We start from the raw sequence: 14,014 nt of genomic DNA on the forward strand, positions 1-14,014 counted from the left end.
ATCGCAACAGGGAACAAGTGGAGAAACGATCATGTCCGGTTTCGTTGGCGTCGACATCGCAAAGAACACCTTTGATATCGCTACACACCAGCCCAACGGCAAGCACAAAACCAAGGCCAAGCTGGCCAACGATCCAAAGGGCTTTAAAGAGTTTGAGGCGTGGCTAGAAAAAAACGCCGAGCGTTCGGCCCTGATCGTGATGGAAGCCACCAGCGTCTACCACTTGGAACTCGCGGAATTCGTTTACAACAAAGGCTTCCGGGTCTGCGTCGTGAACCCGGCTACGACCAAAGCGTACGCTGACAGCGAACTGCGCTGCATCAAGACTGATAAAAGCGATGCTAAACTGATCGCCGACTTTGCCCGGGAAAAGGATCAAAAACTTCACCCATGGGCGCCTGAGCCGCTGAAATACCGCCAGTTAAAAGCAATGGTGCGCCGCCTGGATGACCTTCAGGAAATGGAACAAATGGAGCTTAATCGTCTGGACGTTTCCGACGAAAAGGTCAAAGACTCGATCAACTCCGTTCTGCGCCATATCGAAAAAGAGATCGTAGAAACGCATAAGGCGATCAAAAAACACATCGATGACGACCCGGATATGCGTCAGATGCGGGATCTCATCGTAACCATCGACGGCATCGGACAAAAAACGCTTGAACGATTGCTCGCCGAACTGGGTGACCTGCGCAAATACAGTGATCCTCGCCAACTGGTCGCTGCCGCAGGGCTCAATCCAAAGCTGCAGGAATCAGGAAAGCTCAAAGGTCACACCCTGATCTCAAGAGTAGGGTCAGCACGGCTGCGTGCAGGCCTTTACATGCCTGGCATGGTGGCGCTGAAACACAATAAGGCGATCAAGGCGATGAAAGAACGCCTGGAAGCCAATGGCAAGGCCCCCAAGCAGATCATCTGCGCAGCAATGCGCAAGCTGCTGCACTTCATTTACGGAGTGCTCAAGTCAGGACTGCCATATGACCCGAAACTTGCGCTTGCCCGGTGAGGCTCATGACGGTATCTACAGAGGCACGCATTCCAAAAGTAGCAGCTGCCGAAGGCTGCGATCTTTTGCTTTTATTTCCAGAGGTGGATCGGCCAGCCGGCCTTTTCTGCGTGCTCAAGCAGCACCGGATCCGGATTGACCACGTGTGGAAAATCCACTTTCAACAGCAGCGGCAAGTCATTGCGCGAATCGGAATAAAAACTCGCGCCCTCGAGGTTTTCTTCTTCGGCGTCCAGCCATTCCAGCAAGCGGGTGATCTTGCCTTCGCGGTAGGTCAACGTGCCCACGGTATGGCCGCTGTAAACGCCGTGCGCGACTTCCAGTTCAATCCCTAGAATCTCGTCGATGCCGAGTCGATCGGCAATCGGTCTGACCAGGTGCGTGCCCGACGCCGAGATCACCAGAATCCGGTCGCCGGCCTTGCGGTGCGCGGCGATGGTTTTGGTCGCGTCGCTGAAGATGATCGGTTCGATAAAGTCTTCAACCCACGGCCCGACCAGGTGCTCGACTTCTTCTGGCGTACGGCCGATCAGCGGTTCGAGGCTGAACGCCATGTAATCTTCCATGCGTAATTTGCCATGGCTGTAGGCGTCCATCAGTTCGTTGTTCTTGCGCATGAACGACTCGGGATCGACCCAGCCCAGGCGCCCCATCTGCTCGCTCCAGAGGGTGGCGCAGTCGCCGTGGATCAACGTTTCGTCCAGATCAAAAATTGCCAGGGCCATCAGTGCAGTTCTCTCTTCAACGTCAGCAAAGTCATCAGGCTACCTCACACAGGGCCGTCGGATCGATGGAAAGTGCCAGGCGTTGTCCGTCGGGATGCAGATCGGCGGCGGAGCGGTTGAGTACGTCGACCACCAGTTCCACCCCGCGCGCTTCGACGCGATAGCGAATGACGTTGCCGAGCAGGCTGTGGCTGCGGATCTGCGCGTCGAGTTCGCCGTCAAGGCTCAGTTCGATGGCTTCCGGGCGGATGGCGATGCGATGGTTGACCGGCCGTTGCAACAGCTTCGAGGCGGCATCTGCGTCGAGCAGGTTGTAGTTGCCGATGAAGCCGGCGGCGAATACATCGACCGGAGCGGTGTAGAGGGTTTCGGCGTCGCCGCTCTGGACGATCTTTCCCTGGTTCATCAGGAAAATCCGGTCCGACATGGTCAGCGCTTCTTCCTGATCGTGGGTGACGAAGATCGTGGTCAGGCCGAGTTCGCGCTGGATCTGACGAATCTGTTCGCGCAGGTGTTTGCGAATCCGTGCGTCGAGCGCCGACAGCGGCTCATCCAGCAGCAACAAGCGCGGGCGGGTCACCAGCGACCGGGCGAGGGCGACACGCTGGCACTGCCCACCTGACAGTTGATGCGGATAGCGGCTGGCGAAGTCGTGCAGTTCAACCAGTTTCAACACTTCAGAGACGCGCTTGTGGCTGTCATCGGCGTTGACCTTTTGCATGCGCAGGCCGAAGGCGACGTTCTGTTCGACGGTCATGTTGGGGAATAGCGCGTAGCTTTGAAAGACCATACCGATGCCACGTTTCTGTGGGCTCAACGGCACGAGGTCGACACCGTCGAGGAGGATCTTGCCGCCATCCACCGGGGTCAGGCCGGCGATGCAACGCAGCAAAGTCGACTTGCCGCAACCGGACGGGCCGAGCAGGGTGACGAACTCGCCTTTGTTGATTTCGCAATCGATGTCGCTGAACACCGTGGTGCCGGCATAACTTTTCTGCAGGTGTTGGACGCTGACGTAGCTCATTCGCTTTTGTCCTTGTTCAAGATGTTGGCGATCCAGGTCAGGACCAGCACGAAAAAGAAATACGAAATGACCAGCGCACTGGTGAAGTGACCGCTGCTGTTGCGCATGTTGTTCAGGTACACCTGCAAGGTTTCGTAGCGGGTGCCGACGAGAATGTTGGCGAACACGAACTCACCGAAGAGGAACGAGAAAGACAGTAGCAGCGCCACCATCAGGCCTTTGCGCAAGTTCGGCAGCACCACCAGAAACGCCGCTTGAAAGGTGCTGGCGCCGAGCAGTTGCGCGGCGTCCATCAGGTCGCGCAGGTTGATCGCTTGCAGGTTGTTGGTGATCGCGCGGTACATGAACGGCAGCGCTACGGTGAAGTAGCAGCCGATCAGAATCCACGGTGTGCCGACCATCGCCATCGGCCCGGAACCGTAGAGCTGCAGCAGCCCCACCGAGGACACCACCGGCGGCACCGCGAAGGGCAGCAGGATGAGGATGTTCATCAGCGCATCGAGTTTCGGAAAGTAGTAATGCACGACAAACAGCAGCGGCAGGATCAGCACCACCGATAACACCAGCGCGCCGACACAGACGATCAGCGACTGCCCGAATGCGTGGAGAAAGCGCGGATCGCTCCACAGCTGGATGTACCACTTGAAGGTGAAGCCGCTCGGCAGAATGGTCGCCGACCAACTGCTGGCGATCGAATAGACCAGCGTGCCCAGCAGCGGCAACAACAGGATGGCGAACAGCAGATAGACCACGACGCGGTGGTAGAGGCCGGCCGGGCCGGATTCAGCGCGAGACATGGTAGCTCCTCTTCAACAGCAATTGATGCACGACGGTGACAATGGTCATCAGCGCCACGAGCACCACCGCCAGCGCGCTGGCCAGGTTCGGGTCAAGGGAAATGTCGCCGGAGACCATCGCCGCAATACGGATCGGCAGAACGTTGAAGTTGCCGGTGGTCAGCGCATAAACCGTGGCGTAGGCGCCGAGGGCGTTGGCCAGCAGGATCACGAACGTGCCGAGCAACGCCGGGGTCAACACCGGCAGGCCGATGTGCCGCCAGAACTGCCAGCCGTTGGCGCCGAGCAGTGCGGCGGACTCGCGCCAGTCCTCCCGCAGAGCGTCGAAAGCCGGGTAGAGGAGCAGCACGCCGAGGGGAATCTGGAAGTAGGTGTAGAGGATGATCAGGCCGGTTTTCGAATACAGGTTGAAGTCCTGAATGATCCCCGACTGCTTGAGCATGATGGTGATGCTGCCGTTGAAACCGAGCAGGATGATGAAGGCGAACGCCAGCGGCACGCCGGCAAAATTGCTGGTCATGTTGGCGAAGGCATTCACGAAGTTGCGCAGCTTCGAATCGACGCGGCGTAGTGAATACGCACCCAGCACGGCGATGATGATGCCGAATACGCTCGACCAGAAACTGATCTCCAGGCTGTACTGGATTGCCTGCCGATAGAACTTCGAACCGAAGATCTTGCTGAAGTTGGCCAGGCCCCAGCCGGACTCTTCCGATTGCAGGCTGTTGATCATCACCCAGACCAGCGGGGCGATTTCGAAGACGATGAAGAACAGCGCGAAGGGCACCAGACACAGCGCCGCGAGCCATTTGCCGCGATTCATGGCATTCACTTGAGCAGCTCCCGGCACACAGGTTTGTCGTGGGGCACGCCGAGCAGTTCGCAAACCGTGCCGCAGAGCTCGGTCTGCTTCGGAGTGGCGTCAGTGTTGAGGCTGAACGCCTCACCGAGGACGAACAGCGGCACCTGACGTTCTTCCGCCAGCAGGCCGTTGTGCGAACGATCGTTGTTCATGCCGTGGTCTGCGGTCACCAATACCTGATAACCAGCGTCGAGCCAGGTCTGCAGATAGTCGGCGAGGATGACGTCAGCCGAGCGCGCGCTGTTGCGGTATTGCGAGCTGTCGAGGCCGTGCTTGTGCCCGGCGTCGTCGATGTTCATCGGGTGGATCAGGAGGAAATCCGGCGCATGACGCAGGCGCAGGTTCTCCGCGTCGGCGAACAGGTGCGAATCCGGATAATGGTCGTTCCAGTAGAAATGCCCGTGCTGGATCGGCAATGTCGGATCGTCGGTGTGGCGGTCGCGCGCAGCCACGAACGGTGAGCGGTTATACAACTCGCTGACCCAGTGATACGCCGCAGCGGCGGTTTTCAGCCCGGCATCGCGGGCGTAGTGATAGATGCTGCGCTGGTTGGACAAGCGCGAGACATTGTTGTGGACGATGCCGCTGCCGATCGGTGGCACGCCGGTGAGGATACATTCGTAAAGCGGTCGGGACAGGGCGGGCAATTCGCACTCCAGTTGATAGAGCGCCGCGCGTCCTGCGCCAACATAAGCCTGCAGATGCCCCATGGCGTGACACGCAACCTCGTAGTTGAGGCCGTCGAGCACGACAAGGATGACGTTGTGCTTCATAGGGGCAAGAACTCCGAAAACAAATCTGGAACCAATCTGTGTCGGAGCTGCCGGACGCTGCGATCTTTCGATGTTGCTTTTAAAGGGCAAGATCAAAAGATCGCAGCCTTCGGCAGCTCCTACAGATGAAGGATTACTTCATCTCTACGATGACTTCTTCGTTCCACTGCTGCGGCAGGGCTTTGGAGGTCTTTTCCCACGCGTCGGCGTCCTTGACTGGCGTAACGTTTTTGTATTGCTCGTTCGGCAGCAGCTTGGCTTTCACGTCTTCCGGCAGTTGCAGGTGTTCGGCGCGGATCGGCCGGGCGTTGCCGCGGGCGAGGTTGGTCTGGCCGGCGTCGCTGAAGATGTATTCGCGCGTCAGCTTGGCGGCATTGGGGTTTTTCGCGTACTTGTTGATGATCGTGGTGTAGCCGGAAATCACCGAGCCGTCGGATGGAATCAGCACTACGTAATCATCCGGGTTGGCCATCTTGGCTTTGTAGCTCAGGCCATTGAAGTCCCAGACCACGCCGACTTCAATCTCGCCTTTTTCCATGGTGGCGATGGTCGGGTTGGCCATCGACAGACGACCCTGTTTGGCGAGGTCGGCGAACAGCAGCAAGGCAGGCTTGATGTTTTTCTCGTCACCGCCATTGGCCAGTGCGGCAGCGAGGACACCGTTGGCGGCCTGGGCAGCAGTGCTCACGTCGCCGATGGAGACTTTGTATTTACCGGTTTTCAGGTCAGCCCATTTGGTCGGCACGTCGGAGCCGTTCAGCAGCTTCTTGTTGACGATGAAGGCGATGGTGCCGGTGTAGGCCAGTGCCCAGTTGCCGTCCTTGTCCTTGGCCCAGTCCGGAATCTGATCCCAGGTGCTTGGCTTGTACGGTTGCACCACACCTTGCTTGACCGCGATCGGGCCGAAGGCGGCGCCGACGTCACCGATGTCGGCGGTGGCGTTGTCTTTTTCAGCTGCGAATTTGGCGATTTCCTGGGCCGAGCTCATGTCGGTGTCGATGTGTTTCAGGCCGTATTTCTTGGCCAGGTCTTCCCAGGTGCCTTTCCAGTTGGCCCAGTCATCGGGCATGCCGACGCTGTTGACGGCGCCTTCCGCTTTCGCAGCGGCTTCTAGGGTTTTCAGATCGGTGTCGGCCGCCATGGCGGCGCTGCACATTGCAATGGTCGAGCCTAACAGTGTTGCCAGGAAAAGCTGTTTCATTCCGAAGCTCCTTGGTCGTGTTCAACGCTGCGATTGCGGTTGGGTTGGTCTAGGTCAGCAATACCTGAGCCAATTTAGGCGGGCTGGATGACATTTTGATGTCGATGGCCTTATGGCTGATCTTTTCTCCGCCCGGGATTGGCGGTTGCCAAACAAGCGTAGACCATGACGCAGGCCCGATAAGCAAGGGACTTGGCCGATGTATTGCAAGCCGTGAAAACGACCGTTGGGTAGTTTTGTCATCTGTCGGTCATCTGCACTGCCTAGGCTTGCAACACACGAAAGCGCTCTGAGCAGCGCCCGGATTTGCCCTGAAACAGTGCTGGTCTAGTCCAGATAGGTAACGTTGATGCGCGATGAGGCAACGAAAGCGGTGACAGCGATTGGCCAGGTGCTGCAGGAGCAGATCGATCATGGTTTACTGGCGGCCGGGAGCAAGTTGCCCGCTGAACGCAAGCTCAGCGAGTTGTTCGGGACGACGCGGATCACTGTGCGTGAAGCGCTGTTGCAATTGGAGGCGCAAGGGCAGATTTATCGTGAGGAGCGGCGCGGCTGGTTCGTGTCGCCGCCGCGTCTGGCGTACAACCTGATGCAGCGCAGTCATTTTCACGCGATGGTCAGTGCGCAGGGGCGTGAGCCGTCGACCGAGGTGATTTCGGCGCGGTTGCAGCCGGCTTCGGCGGCGGTGTGTGCGTGGTTGCAGCTGCCGGCGTTGTCGAGCGTGATCCAGATTTGCCGCTCGCGGCGGATTGATGGGCGACTGGTGTTGTATGTCGAGCACTACCTGAATCCGCAGTTTTTTCCGGGGATTCTTGAGTTTGATCTGAATCAGTCGATCACTGAGTTGTATGCGCGGCATTTCGATTTGCACTATGGGCGGGTGCGGTTTGAGATTGTGCCTACGTCTTTATCTGTCGATGCGGCGGCGGCTTTGCGGGTGTCGGTGGGGAGTCCGGGATTGAGGATTGCTCGGGTCAATTATGATCAGCATGGGCGGCTGATTGATTGTGATCTGGAGTTTTGGCGGCATGATGCGATTCACGTAGGGGTTGATGTGGTTTGATCTTTTTTGACCTTGGCGGCCTTTGGGCCGACCAGGTTTTGGGGGTTTGGGTGAATATCCGTTGCTGCGGTAACGGCTTCTTATGGTTCCGTCCTTACGGCGGGTCACTTTTTCAAACGCCAAAAAGTAACCAAAAGGCTGCGCCCTGACGTTCGGCCCGCTCGCTGGGGCTCGGGGTTCCTTCGCTGCGGGATCGATCCCGGCGCAGCGGCTCCGGTTTGCTTCGCTGCACCTACACTCGCTGTGTACGACTGCGTCGTACGGTCGCTGCGCTCCCACGCCCGGATCAATCCCTCCACTCAGCCTGCCGACGGGCTCCGAGATCAAGATCAAAAGCGGTGCTCGAGCTAACGCTCATCGTGTGTAGGAGCTGCCGAAGGCTGCGATCTTTTGTTTTTGCTTTCGCTTTTCTGTGGGAAGCGAGCCTGCTCGCGAAGGCGGCCTGTCAGCCGACCAATCTCTGTCGGATGTACTTAATCCCTGTGGGAGCGAGTCTGCTCGCGAAAGCGCCCCCACAGTCACCCCTTCCTACTTGCCCACCGCCGCATTCCCATACAGATAATCCGTCGCCAACGACGCCAGTGTCCTCACCCCAACCACCAGCGCCGACTCATCCACAAAGAACCCCGGATTGTGATTCGGCGCGGCTTTGCTCATGTCCTGGTCCCGCGGGGTCACTCCAAGAAACACAAACAGTCCCGGTGCTTCCTTGGCGAAGAACGAGAAATCTTCCGCCCCACCCACCAGCGGTCCCTGCACCACATCATCCTTGGCCGCCCACTTCAATGTCGGCAGCATTTTCTCGGTCAGTGCCGGGTTGTTAATCGTCGGGTCGTATTTTTCGATGATGGTGACGTCGGCTTTGGCGCCGCCGCTTTCGGCGATTTTCTCGATGGTCTGGCGTACGTCGCTGTGCAGTTTCTGGCGGATGCCGTAGTCGTAGGAGCGGATGGTGCCGGTCATGTCGAGTGATTCGGGGATGATGTTGTAGCGGGTGCCGCCGTTGATGGTGCCGATGCTGACCACCGACGGGTAAGAGGAAATGTCGGTGCGGCGGCTGACCACGGTTTGCAGGCCGACGATGGTTTGCGCGCCGACGGTGATTGGGTCGATGCCATCCCAGGGGCGGCCGGCGTGGGTTTGTTTGCCGTGGATCTTGATGCGCAGGTCGTCGGAGCTGGCCAGGGTCGGGCCGGGGCGGTAGGCGATCTGGCCGGCGGGGACGCCGGCCCAGACGTGCAGCCCGAACACCGCGTCTGGTTTCGGCGATTTCATTACGCCTTCCTCGACCATCATCTTCGCGCCCCAGGTGTTTTTGCCGTCGGGAATGAAGTCGCTCGGGCCTTCTTCGGCGGGCTGGAAGTAGAACACCACGGTGCCGGGCAGGGTGTCGCGCATGCCCGTCAGAATTTTCGCTGCGCTGAGCAGGATTGCGGTGTGGGCGTCGTGGCCGCAGGCGTGCATGACGTCGACTTCCTTGTCGAGATACGTGCCTTTGGCTTTCGAAGCGAACGGCAAGTCGGAGACTTCCTTGACCGGCAGCGCGTCCATGTCGGCGCGCAGGGCGACGGTCGGGCCGGGCAGGGCGCCTTTGAGAATGGCGACAACGCCGGTGCGGGCGACGCCGGTTTTCACTTCCAGGCCCATGGCTTGCAGCTGTTTGGCGACCAGTTCAGCGGTGCGTTTTTCAGTGTTGCCAAGTTCTGGATGAGCGTGAAGGTCGCGGCGGGTTTCCAGCAGCTCCGGCTCGAGCTTCTGCGCCTGCTCGGCGATGCGCGTGCGGGCGCTGTCCATCGTCGCGGCACTGGCGTGGCTGGCGACCAGGGTGAGCAAAAGGGTCTGGGCAATGCGCGTCAGTTGCATGGGCTTCTCCTTGATTATTGTTGTTGGCTTCCTTGCCTGTGACAAAGGCTTTGCACGCAAGTGCGATCGGGTCCGGAAAGCGCTATGCGCTCCGACAGATTTACGTTTGAGCATAAGTTATCAGCGAAAACTCCTACCGCTTTATCAGTTCCGTCCGGCGTGACAGATAAAACGCGGGCGATAACCATGTACCGCACCGCACAACATCTATTTCCATAAATTTCTCCAGGTGCCGGTCACGTTATTGGCTGTTTGAGGGTAACGAGTCAGTGCGACAAAACTATTGTCCATGGAGGACTTATAAATGCAGCGTAATGGAATAACGCTTCCGCCGATTGTTGTGCGTCCGGATAAACAAGATGAATATTTACATTATTTAGGTGCAGGGGACGGCTCGGGACCAGGCATTAACTTTGCGCCGCTGGGTGAAATACTCGATATGGAAAGTATCTATAAAGATACTTCCAGGAATATTGCTCAGGTCATTGAAAATGAACTGGCAGAAGTGCGGGCAGCAGGTGATCAAAGTGTCTTGCCGCCTTTGGATGCGCTGGCGCGGGAGATGCAATTCAGGGATTCCCTGATCGCCAGGAAGTTTGGTGCGCTTTTGGTGGCCAAGGACGTGGCCATCGAACGTTTCGGCCACGCCCAGGTTGAAACCTTTTTCAACGGAGGCCGCTTACCGCAAGTCAATCGGCGAAGCGCCAGCGTCAGCGTACGGCAGGCTTATAGCGCTCTGTTCAACGCCAAGTTACTGGTTGAAGGCATTGGCGTGTTGAACAGCCAGTCGGCCACGGTCAAGGGCATGATTGCCGTGGTGCAAGCGCAGGAAGCCGAGCGGATCGCTCAGGAGCAGGCGCGGTTGGCGGCGGAATACGCCGGGCAGGTTGCACAGGAACAGGCCCGCGTCGCTCAAGAGCAGGCGCGGCGGCAGGCGGAGGAGCTGGCGCGGCAGGCCGCGGCCGATGAAATCAGGCGGCTCGAAGAGGAACAGGCCCGTTTGGCGGCTGAGGCACTAGAGCGCAAGCGTGCCGAGGAACAGGCAGCGCTTGAGGCTGAGGCCGAAGCACGCAGGGTTGCTGAGGAAAAGCGCTGGCAGGACACCTCCGGTGGGCACAGTAGCCTGTTGCGCTTTCAGGGCAATACCAGCCACGCCCAACTGGTATTTGCGACGTCCGCTGGTGCGGTCGCGATTGCAGACAACCTGATGGCGGGTTTTGCCGCTTCGATTCGCGCGGCGGTGGCCGGTTTATCGGAGGTGGCTGCCGGCGCGGCGTCCGGGCTGATGGTGGGGGTGAGTGCGTTTGTCTATTCCCCGGTGTTGGGTAATGGGGAATTGCCTGAACGCTTTCTGCTCAGCCTCCCACTGGCAGATCTGCTGCCCGGTCAACTGCCTGATCTGGGCAAGCTGGCAAGCGAAAGAGCACGACTTAATCTGCCGGTACGTTTGAGCGCCCGGCCGCTGACGGGCTCTCTCGCCGAACTGCTTGTCGTTCCGGTAGCGGGGACAAAACGGCCTTCCGGCGTTCGCGTGGTTGCAGCTGATTTCAACGCAGGGAACAACACTTACAGCGCGACCCTCACTGACATCCCGCCGACAACCGCGGTCTGGACTCCCGCAGTAACGCCGGCAGACAGTTCAACGCTGTTCCCCATCGAGAATCCGTCCCCACCGCGATATATCGGCGGTAACCTCGTGCCGATTGAAGGACGGATCGACGCTCACCCAGGGCGGGGCAGCATTCGTTTCGACGACTTCATTCTGGTCTTCCCGTCGGAATCGGGCCTGCCACCGCAGTACGTCATGTTCCGGGATCGACGCAATGATCCAGGGGTGGCGAGTGGTCATGGAGCGCCGGTTGCGGGTGGATGGCTGGAGGCGGCTACGCAAGGTGAGGGGGCGGCAATTCCCTCAAAAATTGCAGATCAATTGCGAGGCAAGAATTTCAAGGATTTCAGGGCATTCAGGGAGACTTTCTGGAAAGCGGTGGCCGCTGATGCGGAACTGGCGATGTCGTTTGATCCAGGTAGTCTCAGTGCAATGAGCAAAGGCCGATCACCGTATGTGAAAGCGGGCGATCGGGTTGGTAAACGAGTGAAGTTTGAGTTGCACCACGTCTCATCGTTATCGGATGGTGGGCAGTTGTACGATATTGACAACCTGCGGTTGCTAACTCCGAAACAGCATTTGGCAGTTCATAAGGGAGGCGAGTAATGAAAAAATTAATGATCAATGAAATGTCCGAAGAGCAATTCTTGCATTTCGTACAAAAGATATACCAATCGGATTACGCGACTGAGAAGGGGCAAACCTCAGCTGTAATGGAGTTTGAACGACTGAGCGAACATCCAGCGGGTTCCGATTTGATCTACTACCCAGAATCGGGGAAAAGCGGTCCGGAAAATATTGTGGCGGAAGTCAAAAGGTGGCGGGCCGCCGAAGGAAAACCTGGTTTCAAAGCCAGATAAAACTAGCCCCCTATTGGTATTACCTGCCAATAGGGGGCCATCTCTGTTCAGCTTTCCTTTTTGATTTCCACCCCAGGCGTAATCACCTGCACACTCATCCTTGGCGTCGCCAGATCCAGCCCCGCCTCATCCAGTTGCCTTTTCAGCGACAAATTGAACGCCCGGGAAACTTCCCACTGCTTGATCGGCGCAGTCTTGAACCGTGCGCGCAAAATCGCGCTGCCGGACTCGAAACTTTCCACACCCTGAATCTCCAGCGGCGACCAAATATTGCGGCGCTGCAACGGATCGCTGCGCATCTTCTGGCCGACGTCGCGCATCAGTTTGATCGCGTCGTCGATTTCCATGTTGTATGGCACGGCGACGCGGAAGATCGCGTAGCCGAATTCCCGCGAGTAGTTCTTGATGCTTTTGATTTCGCTGAACGGGATGGTGTGGACGATGCCGTCGATATCGCGCAGGCGTACGGTGCGGATGGTCAGGCCTTCGACGGTGCCGAGGTGGCCGCCAACGTCGACGTAGTCGTCGATGGCCAGCGAGTCTTCGATGATGATGAACAGGCCGGTGATCAGGTCAGCGACGAGCGACTGCGCGCCGAAGCCGATGGCCAGACCGATCACGCCGGCACCGGCCAGCAGCGGTGTGACGTTCATGCCCATGTTCGCCAACGCGACGATCAGCGCGATGATGAAAATCGCCACGAACAGCACGTTGCGGATCAGCGGCATCATCGTCTGCGCCCGTGCATTCGCCAGGCCTTTGCGCGAGCGGGTGAGGGCGTGGTGCACGGCGGTGTCGGCGAGGATCCAGATCAGCCAGGAGAAAATCAGCGTGCCGATCAGGCTGAACAGTTTGACGCTGATGTCATGGCCATCGCCTTCGGCGAACGCGATCAGCGAATGGCCCCAGACGCGCAGGCCCAGTTCGATGAAGATCAGCCACACCAGCAAATGCGTCAGGGTGTAGAAGAAGTTTTTCAGTCGCTCCGAATACAGCGCATGGCGTTTCGGCCCGCGTTGCGGTTTCAGCGAATGGCGGCGCACGAGGCCGTTGATCACCATGCACAACACCAGCAGCACCGTGCAGATCAGCGACTGGCGCAGCGCGGTGCTGGTGTCGCCGGCGGAGACAAACGTGGCGAACAGCGAGATGCCGACCAGCACCAGTGCCGGCACGTACCAGAAAGTGCCGAGGATTTCGATGGTGTCGCTGAGGGCGCGGCGGGTCAGGCGGCGTGACAGCGGTTGGTTGCGGATCAGGTGCGCAATCGGTCGGCGGAATCGCAGAATGAACAGGCCGGTCGACAGCGCCGCAAGCACATTGGCCGTGGTCGCGGCGGTGTGCGCCAGATGTACGCCCAGGCTCTCGACCAGACGCGGATCGCTCAGCGCTTCACCAAACGCGGCGAAGCTGCCGATCAGCCACAGCGGCCGAAACGCCTGATGACGCAGGATGTACAGCGCGCGATGGCGGTGCGGGCCGTCGAGCAGGGAGAAGGCGATCACGCAGATCGCCGAGAAACAGGTGCCGACCACCAAGGCATAGGCCAGCACCATCGCCAGGCTTTTGCCCAGGGAAGACGGCAGCACGTAGCTCATGTACACCGTCATTACCAACGCGATCAGCCACGGCCCGAGCTTGCGCAGGGCAAAGCGCAGCATGTCGAGGGCCTTGGGGTGTTGCGGCAGTTCTTCGGTGAGGCCGAAGCGCAGACGCACGCGGTGGCTGAGCCAGATCAGCGCGGCGGCGAGCAGGCTCCAGACCATCAGGATCACTGCGAAACCGAAGATGATCGGCAGCCATTCATTGGCCGGCAGCAGCTTGCTGGTCAGTTCGTCCTTGGCCAGATCGAATTCGTTGGACCAGCGGGTGAGCGGGCTGTCGGCGCCGGAAAACTGTTTTTCGAAGCTGGCGAGGGTGCCGCCGATCAGGCCCAGCACGCCTTCTTCCGGGGTGGCTTGAGCTTTCTTCGTAGCGTCGCGCAGCTTCTTCAGATCGCTGAGCAACTGCGCGCGTTGCTTGTCGTTTTCCAGCGACTTGATCACTTCGTCCAGTGACTGGCCGAGGGGTTCCACGGCTTCAGGCTGCGGTTTGGAAGTGTTGAGCAGGCCGGGCAGACCGACCGCTTGGGCGGGCGCCAGCGGCAGCAGCGTCATCAGGCAGACAAGCAGCAGACCGGGCAAAGCAAAAAGACGAGCGAACACCAGAAGACAACCTCGCGATAGGCGGATGCG

12 protein-coding genes are annotated in these 14,014 nt (G+C 58.9%); 4 read left to right on the forward strand and 8 right to left on the reverse strand.

Annotated elements, in window-relative coordinates; all coding sequences use genetic code 11:
* Window positions 1–31 precede the first annotated feature (31 nt).
* A complete protein-coding gene (locus tag AB4O12_RS02785) occupies window positions 32–1,003 on the forward strand; it encodes an IS110 family RNA-guided transposase (RefSeq protein ID WP_460060285.1) in 972 nt (323 codons plus the stop codon).
* A 71-nt stretch (window positions 1,004–1,074) separates the two neighbouring features.
* Here AB4O12_RS02785 and AB4O12_RS02790 read toward each other — a convergent pair whose 3' ends face one another.
* The 6 genes from AB4O12_RS02790 to AB4O12_RS02815 all read right to left on the reverse strand — a co-directional run bounded on the left by AB4O12_RS02790 (window position 1,075) and on the right by AB4O12_RS02815 (window position 6,385).
* A complete protein-coding gene (locus AB4O12_RS02790) occupies window positions 1,075–1,728 on the reverse strand; it encodes an HAD family hydrolase (protein WP_073472633.1) in 654 nt (217 codons plus the stop codon).
* Between the two features lie 34 nt (window positions 1,729–1,762).
* On the reverse strand, window positions 1,763–2,752 hold the full coding sequence (locus AB4O12_RS02795) for an ABC transporter ATP-binding protein (RefSeq protein ID WP_073472631.1): 990 nt from the start codon (window positions 2,750–2,752) through the stop codon (window positions 1,763–1,765).
* Window positions 2,749–3,549: an ABC transporter permease gene (locus AB4O12_RS02800; RefSeq protein WP_016773742.1), complete on the reverse strand. Its 801-nt coding sequence runs from the start codon at window positions 3,547–3,549 to the stop codon at window positions 2,749–2,751. Before AB4O12_RS02800 ends, AB4O12_RS02795 begins: the two co-directional genes overlap by 4 nt.
* The gene (locus AB4O12_RS02805) at window positions 3,536–4,372 is read right to left on the reverse strand and encodes an ABC transporter permease (RefSeq protein ID WP_161984092.1); all 837 of its coding nucleotides are present in this window, start codon (window positions 4,370–4,372) and stop codon (window positions 3,536–3,538) included. Before AB4O12_RS02805 ends, AB4O12_RS02800 begins: the two co-directional genes overlap by 14 nt.
* 5 nt (window positions 4,373–4,377) lie before the next feature.
* Window positions 4,378–5,184 carry an alkaline phosphatase family protein gene (locus AB4O12_RS02810; protein ID WP_460060287.1) on the reverse strand — a complete coding sequence of 269 codons (807 nt, stop codon included), beginning with the start codon at window positions 5,182–5,184 and terminating at the stop codon, window positions 4,378–4,380.
* A gap of 133 nt (window positions 5,185–5,317) precedes the next feature.
* Complete coding sequence (locus tag AB4O12_RS02815; RefSeq protein WP_150638735.1) at window positions 5,318–6,385, reverse strand: ABC transporter substrate-binding protein; 1,068 nt, start codon at window positions 6,383–6,385, stop codon at window positions 5,318–5,320.
* Window positions 6,386–6,734: 349 nt separating this feature from the next.
* On the opposite strand from AB4O12_RS02815, the gene phnR reads away from it, so the two are divergent.
* Window positions 6,735–7,448: a phosphonate utilization transcriptional regulator PhnR gene (gene phnR, locus AB4O12_RS02820; protein WP_016773745.1), complete on the forward strand. Its 714-nt coding sequence runs from the start codon at window positions 6,735–6,737 to the stop codon at window positions 7,446–7,448.
* A gap of 528 nt (window positions 7,449–7,976) precedes the next feature.
* On the opposite strand, the gene AB4O12_RS02825 is transcribed toward phnR, so the two are convergent.
* Complete coding sequence (locus tag AB4O12_RS02825; protein ID WP_041479306.1) at window positions 7,977–9,311, reverse strand: amidohydrolase; 1,335 nt, start codon at window positions 9,309–9,311, stop codon at window positions 7,977–7,979.
* 304 nt (window positions 9,312–9,615) lie between these two features.
* Between AB4O12_RS02825 and AB4O12_RS02830 the strand changes: the two genes are divergently transcribed.
* Together AB4O12_RS02830 and AB4O12_RS02835 are read left to right on the forward strand one after the other, a co-directional pair.
* Window positions 9,616–11,526 (forward strand): S-type pyocin domain-containing protein, encoded by a 1,911-nt coding sequence (locus AB4O12_RS02830; protein WP_460060288.1) that lies wholly within the window; start codon window positions 9,616–9,618, stop codon window positions 11,524–11,526.
* Window positions 11,526–11,780 carry a bacteriocin immunity protein gene (locus tag AB4O12_RS02835; protein WP_076566779.1) on the forward strand — a complete coding sequence of 85 codons (255 nt, stop codon included), beginning with the start codon at window positions 11,526–11,528 and terminating at the stop codon, window positions 11,778–11,780. The genes AB4O12_RS02830 and AB4O12_RS02835 overlap by 1 nt, the downstream gene beginning before the upstream one ends.
* A 47-nt stretch (window positions 11,781–11,827) precedes the next feature.
* On the opposite strand, the gene AB4O12_RS02840 is transcribed toward AB4O12_RS02835, so the two are convergent.
* The gene (locus AB4O12_RS02840) at window positions 11,828–13,984 is read right to left on the reverse strand and encodes a mechanosensitive ion channel family protein (RefSeq protein WP_041479310.1); all 2,157 of its coding nucleotides are present in this window, start codon (window positions 13,982–13,984) and stop codon (window positions 11,828–11,830) included.
* Between the last annotated feature and the right edge of the window lie 30 nt (window positions 13,985–14,014).

It is taken from the genome of Pseudomonas sp. S2_A05 (genome assembly GCF_054668485.1).